This is a genomic window from Streptomyces spiralis, assembly GCF_014654675.1.
GTDB classification, from domain to species: domain Bacteria; phylum Actinomycetota; class Actinomycetes; order Streptomycetales; family Streptomycetaceae; genus Streptomyces; species Streptomyces spiralis.
Genome location: NZ_BNBC01000005.1, coordinates 216253 through 233105, shown reverse-complemented (window position 1 = coordinate 233105; position 16853 = coordinate 216253). Strand labels below are relative to the sequence as shown.

The following is a 16853-nucleotide window of genomic DNA, read 5'->3' as shown; positions in this document are numbered from 1 at the left end:
GTTGTGCGGTTCTGCCGAGTCGGCACCGCCGGACTCCGCCGTCGTGGTTGATCGCCGTCGCGGCGGACAGAGGTTTTCTGAGGTGAAGAGGATGCCGTCAGCTACTCCCGAGCTCATTTCGCCCCGCTCGGCCCGCGTCAGCGCCGCCCGGCGGCTGGCCAGGCGGAACTTCCGGGGCAAGGACCGGCTGTTTCTCGCGGAGGGGCCGCAGGCCGTGCGTGAGGCGGCCGGGCACCGGGGAGCGGACGGGACGGCGACGCTCGTCGAGCTGTTCGCCACCGTCGAGGCCGCGGAGCGGTACGCCGACATCGTGGGCGAGGTCCGCGGCGCAGGCGCCCGGGTCCACCTCGCCTCCGAGGACGTCATCGCGGACATCTCCACCACCGTCACCCCGCAGGGTCTCGTCGGGATCTGCCGGTTCCTCGACAGGCCGTTCGAGGAGGTCCTCTCCGCCCGCCCCCGCCTCGTCGCCGTCCTCGCACACGTACGCGACCCCGGCAACGCGGGCACCGTGCTGCGCTGCGCCGACGCCGCCGGAGCCGACGCGGTGGTCCTCACCGACGCCTCCGTGGACCTCTACAACCCCAAGGCCGTGCGCGCCTCCGTCGGCTCGCTGTTCCATCTGCCGGTCGCCGTGGGCGTCCCCGTCGAGCAGGCGGTCGCCGGCCTGAAGGCCGCCGGGGTGCGCATCGTCGCCGCCGACGGCGCGGGCGAGCAGGACCTCGACGACGAGCTCGACAAGGGCACGATGGGCGGGCCCACCGCCTGGGTGTTCGGCAACGAGGCCTGGGGCCTGCCGGAGGAGACCCGGGCCCTGGCCGACGCCGTCGTCCGCGTCCCGATCCACGGAAAGGCCGAGAGCCTGAACCTGGCGACCGCGGCCGCCGTATGTCTCTACGCCTCGGCCCGTGCACAGCGCGCCTCCGGAGGATGCCGCTCCGTCACGGACCACCGAGGGCCTGCCTGACAATTCCCGCCTGCCTCGCGGTCCGGCGGACGCCGGGAATTGTCAGGCAGGCCCTAGTAGGCTGACCAGCTCGGGGGCCCACAGTGGGAAGGGTGGGGTACGGGGATGAGTGTCGGCACCAGCGGCGCACCGGGCAGGCGCGAGGCGCGACGGCCGCCCGCGCCCCGGAGCGCCGGTGACCCCAGCGGACTCGGCACCGGCGATCCGACCGGACTCGGCGTCGACCCCGACGACCTGCCCGACGGTCTGGTCGTCGCCGACGCACACGGACGGGTGATCTGCTTCAACGCCGCCGCGGCCCGCATCACCGCCGTCCCCGCCGAGGAAGCCCTCGGCCGGCACCTGGAGAAGGCCCTGCCCCTGGAGGACCTGGAAGGGCGCCGGTGGTGGCAGCTGACCGACCCCTACGGCGGCCTCGCCATCCGCGTGGGCCAGCCCGAGCGCAACCTCCTGCTGCACGGGGGCCGGGAGGTCCTGGTCTCCGCCCGGTACGTCCGCGACCGCCCCACCGGCCCCGTCCGCCGCGTCGTCGTCTCCCTGCGGGACACCGAGGCCCGCCGGCGCACCGAGCGCAGCCACGCCGAGCTCATCGCCACCGTGGCGCACGAGCTGCGCTCCCCGCTGACCTCCGTCAAGGGCTTCACCGCCACGCTGCTCGCCAAGTGGGAGAGGTTCACCGACGACCAGAAGCGGCTGATGCTGGAGACCGTCGACGCCGACGCCGACCGCGTCACCCGGCTCATCGCCGAGCTGCTCGACATCTCCCGCATCGACTCCGGCCGCCTGGAGGTGCGCCGCCAGCTCGTCGACATGGGGGCCGCGGTCGGCCGGCACGTCCAGGCCTACGTCGCCGCCGGCCAGCCCGCGGACCGTTTCCTGGTCCGCACGGAGCAGCCGCTGCCCGAGCTGTGGGCCGACCCGGACAAGATCGACCAGGTGCTGAGCAACCTCATCGAAAATGCGGTGCGGCACGGTGAGGGAACCGTCACCATTGACATCACAGCGGCGTCGTCCCCCCGTGACGGGGACGACCCCAAGAACGCCGAGAACACCGATAACATCGAGAACACGGGCACGTCGGTCACGGTGAGCGACGAGGGGCCCGGCATCCCGGAGGAGTCCATGAACCGCGTCTTCACCCGCTTCTGGCGGGGCAGCAAGCGCGGCGGCACCGGCCTCGGGCTCTACATCGTCAAGGGCATCGTCGAGGCCCACGGCGGAACGATCACGGTCGGCCGCGCCGCAGGCGGCGGCGCCCGGTTCCGATTTACCCTGCCCGTGGGCACCCCGGCACACCTGCTCTGACACCGGCCGAGGACCCACGGGCGCATCCGCTTTCCCCAGCCCCGTTAGACTCGGCCTTTGGCACCTTTGTGTCCCACCACTGGAGACGGAATGTCCACGAGTCGGTGACGGGGACCGTCAGCCAGCCAATCGGAAGCACGGGAAGAGATGTCGGCACCCAATAAGTCGTACGACCCTGTCGAGGTCGAGGCGTTGAAACCGGAAGAGATCGAGCGCATGCGGGACGAGGCGCTCGCCGCCTTCGCAGCCGCGGACTCCCTCGACGCGCTCCACGAGGCCAAGGTCGCCCACACCGGCCCCGCCTCCCCGCTGGCCCTCGCCAACCGCGAGATCGGCGCCCTGCCCCCGCACGCCAAGGCCGACGCCGGCAAACGAGTCGGCATGGCCCGCGGCGCGGTGAACAAGGCCCTCGCCGGCCGCCAGGCCGAGCTGGAGGCCGAGCGCGACGCCCGCGTGCTGGTCGAGGAGGCCGTCGACGTCACGCTGCCCTACGACCGCGTACCGGCCGGCGCCCGGCACCCGCTGACCACGATGATGGAGCGGGTCGCGGACGTCTTCGTGTCCATGGGCTACGAGATCGCCGAGGGCCCCGAGGTCGAGGCCGAGTGGTTCAACTTCGACGCGCTCAACATCGCGCCCGACCACCCGGCCCGCACCATGCAGGACACGTTCTTCGTCGAGGGCGGCAAGGGCGAGGACAGCGGCGTCGTGCTGCGTACCCACACCTCGCCGGTGCAGATCCGCTCCCTGCTCCACCGCGAGCCGCCGGTCTACGTGGTCTGCCCCGGCCGCGTGTACCGCACGGACGAGCTCGACGCCACGCACACCCCGGTCTTCCACCAGATCGAGCTGCTCGCCGTCGACGAGGGCCTGACCATGGCGGACCTCAAGGGCACCCTGGACCACATGGTCCAGTCGCTCTTCGGTGCCGACATGAAGACCCGGCTGCGCCCGAACTACTTCCCGTTCACCGAGCCGTCCGCCGAGATGGACATGCTCTGCTACGTCTGCAAGGGCACGTCCGTCGGCAACCCCGACCGGCCCTGCCGCACCTGCTCCAGCGAGGGCTGGATCGAGCTGGGCGGCTGCGGCATGGTCAATCCGCGGGTGCTCACCGCCTGCGGCGTCGACCCGCAGAGGTACAGCGGCTTCGCCTTCGGGTTCGGCATCGAGCGGATGCTGATGTTCCGCCACAACGTCGAGGACATGCGAGACATGGTCGAGGGTGACGTCCGGTTCACCCGGCCGTTCGGGATGGAGATCTGATGCGGGTCCCGCTTTCTTGGCTGCGGGAGTACGTCGACCTGCCGGCGACGGAGACCGGGCGCGACGTCCAGGCCAAGCTCATTTCGGCCGGCCTCGAGGTCGAGACCGTCGAACAGCTCGGCGCCGACCTCAAGGGGCCGCTCGTCGTCGGCCAGGTGCTCACCATCGAGGAGCTGGAGGGCTTCAAGAAGCCCATCCGCTTCTGCACCGTCGACGTCGGCCAGGCCAACGGCACCGGTGAGCCGCAGGAGATCGTCTGCGGCGCCCGCAACTTCTCCGTCGGCGACAAGGTCGTCGTGGTGCTGCCCGGCGCCGTGCTGCCCGGCGGCTTCGCCATCGCCGCCCGCAAGACCTACGGCAAGGTCTCGCACGGCATGATCTGCTCCGCCGACGAGCTGGGCATGGGCGACGACGGCAGCCACGGCATCATCGTGCTGCCGCCCGAGCACGAGGTCGGCACCGACGCCATCGAGCTGCTCCAGCTGGTCGACGAGGTCCTGGACATCGCCGTCACGCCCGACCGCGGCTACTGCCTGTCCCTGCGCGGCGTCGCCCGCGAGGCCGCCATCGCCTACGGCCGCCCGCTGCTCGACCCGGCGCTGCTGGACGTACCGGCGCCGAACGCCTTCGGGCACCCGGTGCGGATCTCCGACCCGTTCGGCTGCGACCGCTTCACCGCCCGCACGGTGACCGGCCTCGACCCCGAGGCCCGGTCCCCGATCTGGCTGAAGCGCCGGCTGCAGAAGGCGGGCATGCGCCCGATCTCGCTCGCCGTGGACATCACCAACTACGTGATGCTGGAGCTCGGCCAGCCGCTGCACGCCTACGACCGCGGCCGCGTCCAGGGCGCGATCGGCGTGCGCCGGGCCGAGCGCGGCGAGAAGCTCACCACCCTCGACGGCGTCGCCCGGACGCTGTCCACCGAGGACCTGGTCATCACCGACGAGCGCGGCCCCATCGGCCTCGCCGGTGTCATGGGCGGCGCCCACACCGAGATCGACGACACCGAGGGCACCACCACCGAGGTCGTCATCGAGGCCGCCCACTTCGACCCGGTCGCCATCGCGCGCACCGCCCGCCGGCACAGGATGTCCTCGGAGGCCTCCCGCCGCTTCGAGCGTGGCGTCGACCCGCAGGCCGCCTCCGCCGCCGCGCAGCGCACCGTCGACCTGCTGGTCCTCCTCGCCGGCGGCACCGCCGACGCGGGCGTCACCGAGGTCGTCGCGCCCTCCGCGCCGCGCACCATCACCATCCCGGCCGACCACCCCGACAAGGTCGCGGGCGTCACCTACGGCCGCGAGACCGTCGTACGCCGGCTCCAGCAGATCGGCTGCGACGTCTACGGGCAGGACGAGCTGATCGTCACCGTCCCGTCCTGGCGGCCTGACCTGACCGACCCGAACGACCTGGCCGAGGAGGTCATCCGGCTGGAGGGCTACGAGAACCTGCCCTCCACGCTGCCCAGGCCCCTGCCCGGGCACGGCCTGACCGACCGGCAGCGGCTGCACAGCCGCGTCGGGCGCGCGCTGGCCGGCGCCGGCTACGTCGAGGCGCTGAACTACCCGTTCATCGGCGAGGCCGCCCTCGACCAGCTCGGCCTGGAGGCGGACGACCCGCGCCGCACCGTGGTCAGCCTCGTCAACCCGCTCTCCGACGAGGAGCCGTCCCTGCGGACGACGCTGCTGCCGGGCCTGCTCGGCGCGCTGCGCCGCAACGACGGACGCGGCAGCCACGACCTGGCGCTGTTCGAGACCGGCCTGGTCTTCCGGCCCACCGGGCAGGAGGAGATCCCGGCCCGGCTGCCCGCCGACCGCCGGCCCACCGACGAGGAGCTGGCCGCCCTCGACACCGCGCTGCCGCACCAGCCGCGCCGGGTCGCCGTGGTGCTCGCGGGCGCCCGCGAGCAGGCCGGCTGGTGGGGCAAGGGCCGGCCGACCGACTGGGCGGACGCCATCGAGGCGGCCCGCCTGGTGGCCCGCGAGGCCGGTACGGAACTGACCGTGCGCGCCGACCAGCACGCCCCGTGGCACCCCGGCCGCTGCGCCGCGCTGTACGCCGAGGTGGACGGCGTGCAGACGCTCGTCGGCCACGCCGGTGAGCTGCACCCGCGCGTGGTGAAGGCGATGCACCTGCCCGAGCGCACCTGCGCGATGGAGGTCGACCTCGACCTGATCCAGGGGGCCGGGGACGGGATCGTGCGCGCGCCGCGGATCTCCTCGTTCCCCGTCGCCACGCAGGACGTCGCCCTCGTCGTCGACAAGCCGGTCCCGGCCGCCGAGGTCGAGGCCGCGCTGCGCGAGGGCGCCGGTGAGCTCCTGGAGGCCATCCGCCTGTTCGACGTCTACGAGAACGCCGAACAGCTCGGCGAGGGCCGCAAGTCGCTGGCGTACGCCCTGCGCTTCCGCGCCCCCGACCGCACGCTGACGGTCGACGAGGCGTCGGCCGCCCGGGACGCCGCGGTGGCCCTGGCCGCCGAGCGGACCGGGGCGGTCCTGCGCGGCTGAGACCGCGTCACGGAGGGGCGGGTCCGGTACGCCGGGCCCGCCCCTCCGCTGTGACCTGCATAAATGCACGCTCGGAGGGTGCTCACTCGTTCGGGTGAGAACGGGAGGCGATCCCGCCCTCGCGCCCCGTGCGCTCGACAGAATCGCAACCGGCCTCTTGGGGCCTGTCGTCACATTCCCGCCTGCCCGGCGGCGCTCTGACGACAGGGCCCGGGGCCGGTCCGCGCTGTCGGCGCCGTTTGGGGGTCATCGTCGTGATCCGCATCAGGGCTGGGGCTCCGCGCCGGATGCGGTCGGGCGCCGCATTCCTGGCGGTGGGCACCGGCCTCGTCCTCCACGCCCGGCGCGCGTTCCTGCGCGAACTGCGGCAGGCCCGCGCCGCCGTGGCCTCCGCCCGGAGCATGCCGCTGCGGCCCCTGCCGCCGCGCGTGGCCGGGCTGGACCTGGCGGCGGCCCAGCTGCCCGCCGACCGGGGCGCGGCCGTCGGCGGCGACCTGTACGAGGTGATCGCCACCGAGCACGGCGTGCGCGCCGTGATCGGAGACGTCCGGGGCCACGGCCTCGCCGCCCTCGGTACCGTCGCCGCCGTGCTGGGCACCTTCCGCGCGGCCGCCCACGACGAGGCGGACCTCGAAGGCGTGCTGCGCCGCCTGGACCGCGCACTGGCCCGACACGTCCGCGACCGGGAACCGGACCCCGAGGGGCCCGAGCACTTCGTCACCGTGCTCCTCCTGCAGATCGCCGGCGACGGCACCCTGCACACCCTCAACTGCGGCCACCCCTGGCCATACCGGCTGAACGGCACAGAGGCGGAGCCCGTCTCCCGCACCGAGCCACTGCCGCCCCTGGGCCCGTTCCCCCTTCCCCCCGACCTGCCCACCGAGAACCCCGGCTCCCTGCTCCCGGGCGAGACCCTGGTCCTCTACACGGACGGCGTGGAGGACGCCCGGAACACCGAGGGCCGCTTCTTCCCCCTGCCGTCGGTACTGACCGAGGCGACCCGAGCGGGCCCCTTGTCCCCACAGGCCGTCCTGCGCACCGTCTTCACCCAGCTCCTCGACCACACAACACAACGCCCCGCAGACGACGTAGCGGTCCTGGTGATCCACAACGTCGGGGACGTCGTAAGGGGGGCGACTGCAGAAAAAAGGGGCGCGGGGCTCCACCGATAGCGGCTCCGCCGCGGGGCGCGACCAGCCCCCACCGGCCGGCAGCCGACCAAGAACCGAAAGCCCCGAGCCAGTAGTCGCCCCGCACTGCCGGCGGAGCCGCCCGTTCCGCCACGGAGTGTCGGGCAGGCGGCGGAGCGGGCGGCGCGGATACGGGCCGCCGCACTGTACGAGGGGGAGCCGGCGGCCCGGCCGGCCTCTTGACGAGGCATCTCAGTCAACCGACTGCCCACGCTCCGCGACAGCGCGCGCACGGTGCGGATGCGGGCACTCCGTTCACACCCCGTGTGAATCCGGACGCACTACGCTGTCGGCACCGAGCCACCGGGGGGCAGGACATGCAGCCCAACACTCTGCTCGACGCGATCCTGGACGAGGCGGGGATGTCGCACGCGGGTCTCGCCGCGCACGTCAACCAGGCGGGACGGGCACGCGGACTCGTACTGCGATACGAACACACGGCGGTGGGGCGGTGGTTGAAGGGCCAGCGGCCGCGCGGCCAGGTGCCCGACCTGATCTGCGAGGTGCTCGCCGCCCGGCTGCACCGGCCCGTCACGCTCGACGACATCGGTCTGGGCGTGCCCGGTGAGCCGTCCGCGCCGCACGGCACCTCGCTGTCCGGCTTCGTCGAGCGGGCCACGGCCCTGTGGCGCTCCGACGAGCAGCAGCGCCCGCACGTCCTGGGCGCGCCCGCCGTGACCGGGACGCCCGCGGTGATGCCGGTGTGGGAGTGGGAGAACCCGCCCGAGGACGTGGACGTCTCCCGGGGCGGCCGGCACCGGGTCACCCCGGCCGACATCGAGATGCTGCGCGCGGCCCGCACGCACTACGAGCAGATGTACCGCAAGGCCGGCGGCGTGGCGACCCGCAGCCGCGTCGTGGGTTTCCTCAACGCCGAGGCGGCGCCGCTGCTGCGCGGCGGCTACACCGACGCCACCGGCCGTCAACTGCACCGGGCCACCGGCGGTCTGGTGGCGATCGCGGGGATCTGCGCGTACGACTCCGACGCGCACGGCCTGGCCCAGCGCTACTTCCACCAGGCGCTCAGGCTCGCCAAGGCCAGCGGTGACCGGGGACTGGGCGCCTATGTGATAGCGCTGCTCGTCAACCAGTCGCTGTTCATGCGGGAGCACCGCCAGGCCGTCGCCTTCGCGGAGGCCGCGCTGCGCGCCGCCGGCAAGCACATCACACCCGCGCTCGCCTCCGACCTGTACGCGATGCAGGCCAAGGCGTACGCCCACCTCGGCGACGGCACGAGCGCCCTGTCCTGCATCCGGCGTGCCGAGGCCGCCGCCGAACGCATCCGGCGCGGATACGAGCCCGACGAGACGGGCTATGTCCAACCGGGCCTGGTCAATGTGCAGGTGGCGGAGGCGCTGCTCAGCCTCGGCGAGCTGGCGGCGGCCGAGGAGCACGCCACGGCCGCCGTGGGCAACCCGGCGCACGACCGTGGCCGGGTGCACCGGCTGGCCATGCTCAGCACGATCGAGCTGCGTCGGGGCAACGCCGAGAAGGCGGTGGCCACCGCCGTGCAGATGGCCGAGCAGGCCCGGGGGATGGAGTCGCAGCGGCTGCGCGACAGACTGCGGGCGGTGCGTGAGCACCTGGTGCGCAGCGGCTGTGCCGGCACCGCCGAGGCGGCCGAACTCATCGACGGGGCGCTGCGCGTGCCGCTGTGATGAACCGTGCGCCATGAGTGGCGCACTGTGCGCCTGCTGCCGGGCCGCTTCGGCTGCGATATTGCCACTGACCCGACGGAAGGTGGCAGAACCGTGCAGTGGACGAAGCAGAACGAACAAACTGTGTATGCAAACCGCTGGTTCACCGTCAACCTCGCGGATGTCGAGTTGCCGGACGGCCGGCACCTCGACCACTTCCTGATACGGCTGCGGCCCGTCGCCGTGGCCACGGTGGTCAACGAGGCCAACGAGGTCCTCCTGCTGTGGCGCCACCGCTTCATCACCGACAGCTGGGGCTGGGAACTGGCCGCGGGCGTCGTCGAGGACGGCGAGGACGTCGCCCGCGCCGCGGCCCGGGAACTGGAGGAGGAGACCGGCTGGCGGCCGGGGCCCCTGCACCACCTCATGAGCGTGGAGCCGTCCAACGGCCTCACCGACGCCCGGCACCACATCTACTGGTCGGACGAGGGCGAGTACATCGGACACCCCGTGGACGACTTCGAGTCGGACCGCCGCGAGTGGGTGCCGCTCAAGCTCGTCCCCGACATGGTCGCCCGCGGCGAGGTCCCGGCCGCGAACATGGCGGCCGCCTTACTGCTCCTGCACCACCTCAGGCTCGGATGACGCGGGCCCGGCACCGTCGACGGCATCCCGTCGTACGGTGCCGGGGCCGGGCGGCAGCCGGGTCCGTCCCGCGGAGCCGGGACGGCCGTGTCCCTGTGAAGCCGGGGTCAGCCGTAGGTGTAGAAGCCCGAGCCGCTCTTGCGGCCCAGCCGCCCGGCGTCGACCATGCGCTGCAGCAGCGGGGGAGCGGCGTACAGCGGCTCCTTGTACTCGTCGTACATGCTCTGCGCCACCGAGGCGACCGTGTCCAGGCCGATCAGGTCCGACAGCTTCAGCGGGCCCATCGGGTGGGCGCAGCCCAGTTCCATGCCGTTGTCGATGTCCTCGCGGCTGGCGATGCCCGACTCGAACATCCGGATCGCGGAGAGCAGGTAGGGGATCAGCAGCGCGTTGACCACGAAGCCGGAGCGGTCCTGGGCGCGGATCGCGTGCTTGCCGAGCACCTTCTCGGTGAACAGCTGCGCGCGGCTCAGCGTGCCCTCGGAGGTGGTGAGCGCCGGGATCAGCTCGACCAGCTTCTGCACCGGGGCCGGGTTGAAGAAGTGGATGCCGATGACCTGGTCCGGCCGCGCGGTGGCGACGGCCAGCTTCACCAGCGGGATGGAGGAGGTGTTGGAGGCCAAGATGGCGTCCGGCCGGGTCACCACCTGGTCCAGGACCTGGAAGATCTCCGTCTTGACCTGCTCGTTCTCCACCACGGCCTCGATCACCAGGTCGCGGTCCGCGAACTCGCCGAGGTCGGTGGTGAAGCTCAGCCGCGCCTGCGTCGCGTCCCGCTCCTCCTCGGTGATCTTGCCGCGCTCGGCCGCCTTGGCCAGGGAGTTGAACAGCCGGGTACGGCCGAACTCCAGGGCCTCGCCGGTGGTCTCGGCGACCTTCACGTCCAGACCGGCCCGGGCGCACACCTCGGCGATTCCCGCGCCCATCTGGCCGCAGCCCACCACTCCGACGCGTTCGATGTCGGTCACATCGTCCCTTTCCGTTGCATGCGCGACACCGGCGCGCTCTTGGGGCGCCCTCGCCGGCGCTGATCTACAGCGTGGGGCAGGCGGTCCATGTGAGCGGTGCCTGCTCCGATCGTGCACGTTACCCCTGTCGCAGCGATGATCGATCGCCCGGGTCGTGCATGCTGAGCCGGTACACGATCCGTGATGGCGCGGATCCACGGCGTACGGGGAGCCCCGGGATGAGCCGAGTGACGCGACGGGCGTTCACCGTCGCCGCCCTGTCCACCCTGGCGATCACACAGGCGGCCGCCGCGGCACCGGCCGCGCCCCAGCCACCGGGCGCCTCCCGCGCCCGCCGCCCGCGCGCGGCCGCCGACGAGATGCGCGGCATGTGGCTGGCGACCGTGACGAACCGCGACTGGCCCTCGCGCACCGGCCTCAGCGCGGCCCGGCAGCGCGGAGAGCTGACCGCCCTGCTCGACGCGGCGGTGCGCCGCCGGCTCAACACGGTGATCTTCCAGGTGCGCCCCACCGCCGACGCGCTGTGGCCCTCGCCGTACGAACCGTGGTCGCAGTGGCTGACCGGAACCCAGGGCAAGGACCCCGGCTGGGACCCGCTCGGCACGGCCGTCGAGGAGGCGCACGCCCGCGGACTGAAGCTGCACGCCTGGTTGAACCCCTACCGCGTCGCCCTGCACGCCGACCCGTCCCGGCTGGTGGCCTCCCACCCGGCCCGCAGGCACCCCGACTGGGTCGTGCCCTACGGCGGCAAGCTGTACTACAACCCGGGCCTGCCCGAGGTCCGGGCCTTCGTGCAGCAGGCGATGTCCGACGCCGTACGGAGGTATCCGGTGGACGGCGTCCACTTCGACGACTACTTCTACCCCTACCCGGAGGCCGGCCGGTCCTTCGACGACGACGCGGCCTACGCCCGCCACGGCGGCGCCTTCGCGAGCCGGGCCGCCTGGCGGCGCGACAACATCGACCGCCTCGTGCGCGAGACGGCCGCCGGGATCCAGCGGCTGCGGCCCGGCACCCAGTTCGGGATCAGCCCCTTCGGGGTGTGGCGCAACGCCTCGACCGACACACGCGGCTCGGACACGAAGGCGGGCGTCGAGACGTACGACGACCTGTACGCGGACACCCGCAAGTGGGTCCGGGAGGGCTGGATCGACTACATCGTCCCGCAGCTGTACTGGTCCGTCGGCCAGCCGGCCGCCGACTACGCGAAGCTGGTGCCCTGGTGGGCCCGGGTCGCGCGGGGCAGCCGTACGAAGCTGTACGTGGGCGAGGCGCTGTACAAGGCGGGTGACGCGACGCAGGGCGCGGCCTGGCGGGACCCGGACGAGCTGTCGCGGCACCTCGCCCTGGCCGAGAAGTACCCCGAGGTGCGCGGGCATGTGTTCTTCGCCGCGAAGGACGTCGCCGCGGATCCGTCCGGAGCGATGGCACGGGTGGTCGCCGACCACTACCGGCAGCCGGCGAACGCCCCGCGCTGACCTACTTCGACCTTTGCTTCTTCTCCTCGTGCCGGACCTGGCAGTCGGGGCCCGGTGACATCACGGCTTCGTGCCCGTCCGGGAAACGGACGCGGTACGGAGGGTTGCCCTCCTGGCCCATGACCTCGACGACCTCGCTGACCTGGTCGTGCTGGCCGACCACCCGGCCGTGCTGGACGAGCTTGTCGCCCACGGTTGCTCGCATCTGCAGGGCCTCCTCACCACATGCGGGAGCAGCGTCCTCGGCTTCGAGTCTACGGCGCGGAGCGCGGCCGGAACCGGTGAAGCGGCCGGGGCCGGAGTGCGGTCGGAACCGGTGGCGCCGGTCAGCCGCGCGCCCGCTGGGTGACGGCGATGCAGACGAGCACGGCGACGGCCGTCAACGGGGCGGCCGGCGTCAGATGCTCGCCGAGCAGCAGCACCGACCACACCAGTGTGAGCAGGGGCTGCGCCAACTGCAACTGGCTGGCCTTCGGGATGCCCACGGCCGCCATGCCCCGGTACCAGACGACCATCCCGAGGAACTGCGATCCGGCCGCCACCCACAGCAGCCCCGCCACGCTGTGCCACCCCAGGTGCACCGGCTCGTACGTCAGCGCCAGCGCGGCACCGGGCACGGCCACCGGCAGACACAGCACGAGCGCCCAGGCGATCACCTGCCAGCCGGGCATGACCCGCGCCAGCCGCCCGCCCTCGGTGTAGCCGGCGGCGCACACCAGCAGGGCGGCGAAGAGATACCCGTCGGCGGCCGTCAGGGCGCCGCCGCTCTGCTGCACGGTGAAGGCGACCACGGCGGCGGCGCCCGCCAGCGCCGCCGCCCAGAACGCCCGCGACGGCCGCGTCCCCATGCGCAGGGCGGAAAGCAGCGCCGTGGTGAGCGGCAGCAGGCCGACGACGACCGCGGCGTGCGCGGTGGTCGAGGTGCGCAGGGCGAGCGTGGTGAGCAGCGGGAAACCGAGGACCACACCCGCGGCGACCACCGCCAGCCCCGGCCGGTGCGGGCGTGCGGGCAGCGGCACCCGCAGTGCCAGCAGGGCGCCGCCCGCGATCACGGCGGCGAGCATGCTGCGCACGGCCACCAGCGACCAGGGCCCGAACCCCTCCAGTCCCCAGGCGGTGGCCGGAAACGTGAGCGAGAAGGAGGCGACGCCGAGCGCCGCCAGTGCCGTGCCGAGGCCGCGGCGCTCGCCGGGAGCGGTGACCGCTATCGCGCTCGAGGCAGTAGCGCTACTCTGTGTACTCATGCACCAGCGTAGCAGTGTCGGTGAACTGGCAGAACAGCTCCGACAAGACCTCGACCGCTATCCACCGGGTGGAAAGCTCCCGTCGAGCCGGGCACTGGTCGAGCGGTTCCGTGTGAGCCCGGTGACCGTCTCGCGGGCCCTCGCCCAGCTCGCCGCCGAGGGCCTGGTGATCACCCGGCCCGGGGCCGGTGCCTTCCGCGCCCGGCCGCGCGCGACGGAGACCCCCGCCGGGGACACCTCCTGGCAGGAGGTCGCGCTCAGCGCCGACGGCACCCTCGACCTCGTCCCGCGCACCGTGGACGCCTCAGGGGTCACCGTCTCGCTCGCCGCGCCGCCGCCCGGCGTGCTGGAGTTCAACGGCGGCTATCCGCATCCCTCCCTCCAGCCCGAGCGCGCCATGGCGGCGGCCCTGGCCCGGGCCGGACGCCGGCCGGGCGCCTGGGGCAGGCCGCCGCTGGAGGGACTGCCCGAGCTGCGCGAGTGGTTCGCGCGGGAGATCGGCGGGAGCATGACCGCGGCCGAGGTGCTGATCGCCGCCGGCGGCCAGTCCGCGCTGGCCACCGCCCTGCGCGCGCTCGCCCCGCCCGGCGCACCCGTCCTCGTCGAGTCGCCCACCTACCCCGGCATGCTCGCCCTCGCCCGCGCGGCCGGCCTGCGGCCCGTACCCGTGCCCGTCGACCCCGACGGCGTACGTCCCGACCTGCTCGCGGACGCCTTCCGGGCCAGCGGCGCCCGGGTGTTCGTCTGCCAGCCCCTGTTCCAGAACCCGACGGGCGCCGTGCTGGCCGCCGACCGGCGCACAGAGGTGCTGCGCATCGCCCGAGAGGCCGGCGCGTTCGTGATCGAGGACGACTTCGTACGCCGCCTCGCCCACGCGGACGCGGGCCCGCTGCCCCGCCCGCTGGCCGCCGACGACCCGGACGGCGTGGTCGTCCATGTCGGCTCGCTGACCAAGGCGACCTCGCCCAGCTTCCGCGTGAGCGCGCTCGCCGCGCGCGGACCCGTGCTGGAACGCCTGCGCGCCATCCAGGTCGTGGACAGCTTCTTCGTCCCCCGGCCGCTCCAGGAGGCGGCCCTGGAACTGGTCGGCTCCCCGGCCTGGCCCCGTCATCTGCGGGCGCTCTCGGCCGAGTTGAAGGTCCGCCGCGACACCATGACGGCCGCGCTCGCACGCCACCTGCCCGAACTCGCCCTGCCGCACGTCCCGCACGGCGGATACCACCTCTGGCTGCGCCTGCCCGACGGCACGGGGGACGCCGCCCGGGCCTTCGGCTCCGGTGGAGAGTCCGCCCTGACCGCCGCCGGCCTGCGCGCGGGCGTCGCCCTCACCCCCGGCCGCCCCTACTTCAGCGCCGAACCCCCGGCCCCCCACCTCCGCCTGAGCTTCGCGGCGGTCGCCGGCACGGCGGAGATCACGGAGGGGGTACGCCGACTGCGGGCGGCCTGCGACGAGGTGCTCCCGGCGAAAACGTCTCGACGCCCGCTCCCGTGACCTGGAAATCTCTCGTCCATGACCGACACACCCCAGGCCGACACGCCCAAGACCGAGACGCACAGGACCGAGACGCACAGGACCGAGACGCCGAGCCTCGCCGAGGGCTACGAGATCTCCACCGACCCCGCCCGCATCGACGTCGAGCGGGTGCACCGCTGGCTGTCCACCGACGCCTACTGGGCACTCGGGCGCTCACGCGACAAGCAGGAACGGGCGATCGCCGGGTCGCTCAACTTCGGGGTGTACGAGGCGGCGTCGGGGCACCAGGTCGCCTGTGCGCGGGTGGTGACCGACCTGGCCTCCTTCGCGTGGCTGTGCGACGTGTATGTCGACCGCGCGGTCCGCGGCAAGGGCATCGGGACGGCGCTCGTGGGGGCCGTACGCGAACACCTGCGGCCGTACGGCCTCAAGCGCGTCCTGCTCGCCACGCACGACGCGCACGGGGTCTACGAGAAGCTCGGTTTCCGTCCGCTGGAACGGCCGGACCAGTGGATGGCGCACTTTTTCGACTGAGCCGGGCCCGCACGCCGCAGAACTCAGGACTCGTCGCCCCTTGACCTGCTGACACAGGAGGATCACCATCACCGCATGCCACTGAGGGTGACGTTCGTGGCCGCCGCACGCAGTTCACCGCTGCTCGCGGAGCGGTTCGAGGACGACCGGCCGCTGGACCAGGCGGGCTGGGACGAGGTCCAGCGCGCCGCCGGAGAGCTGCTGCCGCTGGCGGCGGCCGAGCTGCGCTACTGCTCGCCGACCCCGCGCAGCCGGGCCACCGGCGACGCCCTGGGGTACGCCCCGCTGGTCCAACTCGCGCTGCGGGACTGCGACATGGGCCGCTGGCGCGGGCTGACGCTGGGCGAGGCGATGGCCCGCGAGCCGCAGTCGGTGGACGCCTGGCTCGCCGACCCGCGCTCCACCCCGCACGGCGGGGAGTCCCTGCTGGCCTTCATCGCCCGGGTGGGCGGCTGGCTCGACACCCGGCCGGTGGAGGACGGCGGCCGGATCGTCGCCGTCGCCGAGCCCTCGGTGATCCGCGCCGCCCTGGTCTACGCCCTGAAGGCCCCGCCCTCGACCTACTGGAACATCGACGTCCGCCCGCTGTCGGCGACCACCGTCAGCGGCCGCTCCGGCCGCTGGAACCTCCGCCTCGACGGCGCCAGCGCTCAGCCCTCGCGCACATAGTCGGTGGTGAGCACCAGGTCCTTGGCCGGACCGCCGACCCGCCACACCGACCGCCAGCGGCCCGCGTCCCGGACGGTGAACTCACCGCGGTAGAGATCGGCCGCGCACGGGTGCTCGGCCACGTACCGGCCCGTCCTCAGATCCAGCGGGTGGAAGGGCCGCCCGTCCGCGAACCGCACGTCGGCCGTGCCCGGCACGCTCCCCGGCAGGAACCGCAGCGTCCGCGTCGCGGGCCGGGACACGCCCCGCCAGGTGAAGGTCCCCGACTCCTCGTGCAACAGCCCGCCGCCGGCCAGGGCGCTGAAGACGGTGACCCCTGCGAAGTGCCCCACGTCACCGCTCGTCAGGTCCCGGACCTCGCGCTCCACGCGCCACCGCCCGGCAAGATGCGCCAGCACGTCCGTCACCGGCCGGAACCCGACGTCCATCACCGTGCCTTTCGTCATGGTCGCAATCGCGATCGAGCTTACGGGGTGCGCTGTCCGCCCCATTGACGTGCTCATACGGCTTCCCCATGTGCGGTCGACGCCCAGTCCTCGGCCGCCGGTACGGCGATCGACCTGGGCGGGGCGAAGGTCGCCGCCAAGGCCGAGGCGATCACGCCGGCCGCCGCGTCCGACGCCGTCAACACCGAGACCGCCACGCCGGTCGCACCGGTCACCTCCACCGTCACCGGCGTCGCCGACGGCTTCACATACACCTTCCCGGCGAACTCCGTCACTTTCCTGCGGATCAGGCAGAAGTAGCCCCGAAGCCGTAACCTCCGCATCATTCTCGGGACGCATTCCGTTTTCCTTTCGGTGAACGGAGTGCGTCCCGAATTGTTTCGGCGTACCCCCGCGCGTATTCGTCATTCACCATTCGTCCACCGTTCACCGGTGGGGGTACGACCAAGGGGAAATACTCCGGGTCTAATCGGTCGAACAAAAGCGCACGGGGAGTGACGTCCCCACAAGAGGCGCTGTATGTACC

At 73.1% G+C, this 16853-nt stretch carries 15 protein-coding genes and 1 pseudogene; 12 read left to right on the top strand and 4 right to left on the bottom strand.

Annotated elements, in window-relative coordinates:
• Window positions 1-91 precede the first annotated feature (91 nt).
• From IE318_RS08245 to IE318_RS08215, 7 genes are all read left to right on the top strand, one after another.
• Window positions 92-967: a TrmH family RNA methyltransferase gene (locus tag IE318_RS08245; protein WP_189898104.1), complete on the top strand. Its 876-nt coding sequence runs from the start codon at window positions 92-94 to the stop codon at window positions 965-967.
• 105 nt (window positions 968-1072) lie between these two features.
• Window positions 1073-2272: a sensor histidine kinase gene (locus IE318_RS08240; RefSeq protein WP_030182939.1), complete on the top strand. Its 1200-nt coding sequence runs from the start codon at window positions 1073-1075 to the stop codon at window positions 2270-2272.
• A 147-nt stretch (window positions 2273-2419) separates the two neighbouring features.
• Complete coding sequence (pheS, locus tag IE318_RS08235; protein WP_189898102.1) at window positions 2420-3538, top strand: phenylalanine--tRNA ligase subunit alpha; 1119 nt, start codon at window positions 2420-2422, stop codon at window positions 3536-3538.
• Window positions 3538-6042: a phenylalanine--tRNA ligase subunit beta gene (pheT, locus tag IE318_RS08230; protein WP_189898099.1), complete on the top strand. Its 2505-nt coding sequence runs from the start codon at window positions 3538-3540 to the stop codon at window positions 6040-6042. Before pheS ends, pheT begins: the two co-directional genes overlap by 1 nt.
• 254 nt (window positions 6043-6296) lie before the next feature.
• Entirely contained in the window at window positions 6297-7214 is a 918-nt protein-coding gene (locus IE318_RS08225) for a PP2C family protein-serine/threonine phosphatase (RefSeq protein ID WP_229903398.1), read from the top strand.
• Window positions 7215-7549: 335 nt separating this feature from the next.
• Window positions 7550-8890 (top strand): NsdA family TPR-like regulatory protein, encoded by a 1341-nt coding sequence (locus IE318_RS08220; protein ID WP_189898097.1) that lies wholly within the window; start codon window positions 7550-7552, stop codon window positions 8888-8890.
• 93 nt (window positions 8891-8983) lie between these two features.
• On the top strand, window positions 8984-9514 hold the full coding sequence (locus IE318_RS08215) for an NUDIX hydrolase (RefSeq protein ID WP_189898094.1): 531 nt from the start codon (window positions 8984-8986) through the stop codon (window positions 9512-9514).
• Between the two features lie 107 nt (window positions 9515-9621).
• Here the strand turns inward: IE318_RS08215 and IE318_RS08210 are convergent, their stop codons facing one another.
• Window positions 9622-10482: a 3-hydroxybutyryl-CoA dehydrogenase gene (locus IE318_RS08210; RefSeq protein ID WP_030182922.1), complete on the bottom strand. Its 861-nt coding sequence runs from the start codon at window positions 10480-10482 to the stop codon at window positions 9622-9624.
• A gap of 218 nt (window positions 10483-10700) precedes the next feature.
• Between IE318_RS08210 and IE318_RS08205 the strand changes: the two genes are divergently transcribed.
• Window positions 10701-11960: a glycoside hydrolase family 10-like protein gene (locus IE318_RS08205; RefSeq protein WP_189898092.1), complete on the top strand. Its 1260-nt coding sequence runs from the start codon at window positions 10701-10703 to the stop codon at window positions 11958-11960.
• A gap of 1 nt (window position 11961) precedes the next feature.
• Here the strand turns inward: IE318_RS08205 and IE318_RS08200 are convergent, their stop codons facing one another.
• Both IE318_RS08200 and IE318_RS08195 read right to left on the bottom strand, forming a co-directional pair.
• Window positions 11962-12165, bottom strand: coding sequence for a DUF1918 domain-containing protein (locus tag IE318_RS08200; protein ID WP_030182915.1), 204 nt, complete (start codon window positions 12163-12165; stop codon window positions 11962-11964).
• A 121-nt stretch (window positions 12166-12286) separates the two neighbouring features.
• Window positions 12287-13204, bottom strand: a complete 918-nt coding sequence (locus IE318_RS08195; RefSeq protein WP_189898091.1) for a DMT family transporter — start codon at window positions 13202-13204, stop codon at window positions 12287-12289.
• Here IE318_RS08195 and IE318_RS08190 point away from each other — a divergent pair.
• The 3 genes from IE318_RS08190 to IE318_RS08180 all read left to right on the top strand — a co-directional run bounded on the left by IE318_RS08190 (window position 13203) and on the right by IE318_RS08180 (window position 15881).
• Window positions 13203-14696, top strand: a complete 1494-nt coding sequence (locus IE318_RS08190) for an aminotransferase-like domain-containing protein (RefSeq protein WP_189898088.1) — start codon at window positions 13203-13205, stop codon at window positions 14694-14696. The genes IE318_RS08195 and IE318_RS08190 overlap by 2 nt on opposite strands.
• Window positions 14697-14714: 18 nt before the next feature.
• The gene (locus IE318_RS08185; RefSeq protein ID WP_189898086.1) at window positions 14715-15212 is read left to right on the top strand and encodes a GNAT family N-acetyltransferase; all 498 of its coding nucleotides are present in this window, start codon (window positions 14715-14717) and stop codon (window positions 15210-15212) included.
• A gap of 75 nt (window positions 15213-15287) precedes the next feature.
• Entirely contained in the window at window positions 15288-15881 is a 594-nt protein-coding gene (locus IE318_RS08180; protein WP_189898083.1) for a histidine phosphatase family protein, read from the top strand.
• Here the strand turns inward: IE318_RS08180 and IE318_RS08175 are convergent.
• Complete coding sequence (locus tag IE318_RS08175; protein ID WP_229903397.1) at window positions 15863-16327, bottom strand: DUF6314 family protein; 465 nt, start codon at window positions 16325-16327, stop codon at window positions 15863-15865. The two genes, IE318_RS08180 and IE318_RS08175, sit on opposite strands and share 19 nt — an antisense overlap.
• Before the next feature lie 75 nt (window positions 16328-16402).
• Here IE318_RS08175 and IE318_RS08170 point away from each other — a divergent pair.
• Window positions 16403-16627, top strand: a pseudogene (locus tag IE318_RS08170) (hypothetical protein); the annotation flags it as partial.
• Between the last annotated feature and the right edge of the window lie 226 nt (window positions 16628-16853).

Coding starts and splice junctions, on each gene's coding strand:
- IE318_RS08245 (WP_189898104.1), top strand. CDS start 92: ATGCCGTCAGCTACTCCCGAGCTCATTTCGCCCCGCTCGGCCCGCGTC.
- IE318_RS08240 (WP_030182939.1), top strand. CDS start 1,073: ATGAGTGTCGGCACCAGCGGCGCACCGGGCAGGCGCGAGGCGCGACGG.
- pheS (WP_189898102.1), top strand. CDS start 2,420: ATGTCGGCACCCAATAAGTCGTACGACCCTGTCGAGGTCGAGGCGTTG.
- pheT (WP_189898099.1), top strand. CDS start 3,538: ATGCGGGTCCCGCTTTCTTGGCTGCGGGAGTACGTCGACCTGCCGGCG.
- IE318_RS08220 (WP_189898097.1), top strand. CDS start 7,550: ATGCAGCCCAACACTCTGCTCGACGCGATCCTGGACGAGGCGGGGATG.
- IE318_RS08205 (WP_189898092.1), top strand. CDS start 10,701: ATGAGCCGAGTGACGCGACGGGCGTTCACCGTCGCCGCCCTGTCCACC.
- IE318_RS08200 (WP_030182915.1), bottom strand. CDS start 12,165: ATGCGAGCAACCGTGGGCGACAAGCTCGTCCAGCACGGCCGGGTGGTC.
- IE318_RS08190 (WP_189898088.1), top strand. CDS start 13,203: ATGCACCAGCGTAGCAGTGTCGGTGAACTGGCAGAACAGCTCCGACAA.
- IE318_RS08195 (WP_189898091.1), bottom strand. CDS start 13,204: ATGAGTACACAGAGTAGCGCTACTGCCTCGAGCGCGATAGCGGTCACC.
- IE318_RS08185 (WP_189898086.1), top strand. CDS start 14,715: ATGACCGACACACCCCAGGCCGACACGCCCAAGACCGAGACGCACAGG.
- IE318_RS08180 (WP_189898083.1), top strand. CDS start 15,288: ATGCCACTGAGGGTGACGTTCGTGGCCGCCGCACGCAGTTCACCGCTG.
- IE318_RS08175 (WP_229903397.1), bottom strand. CDS start 16,327: ATGACGAAAGGCACGGTGATGGACGTCGGGTTCCGGCCGGTGACGGAC.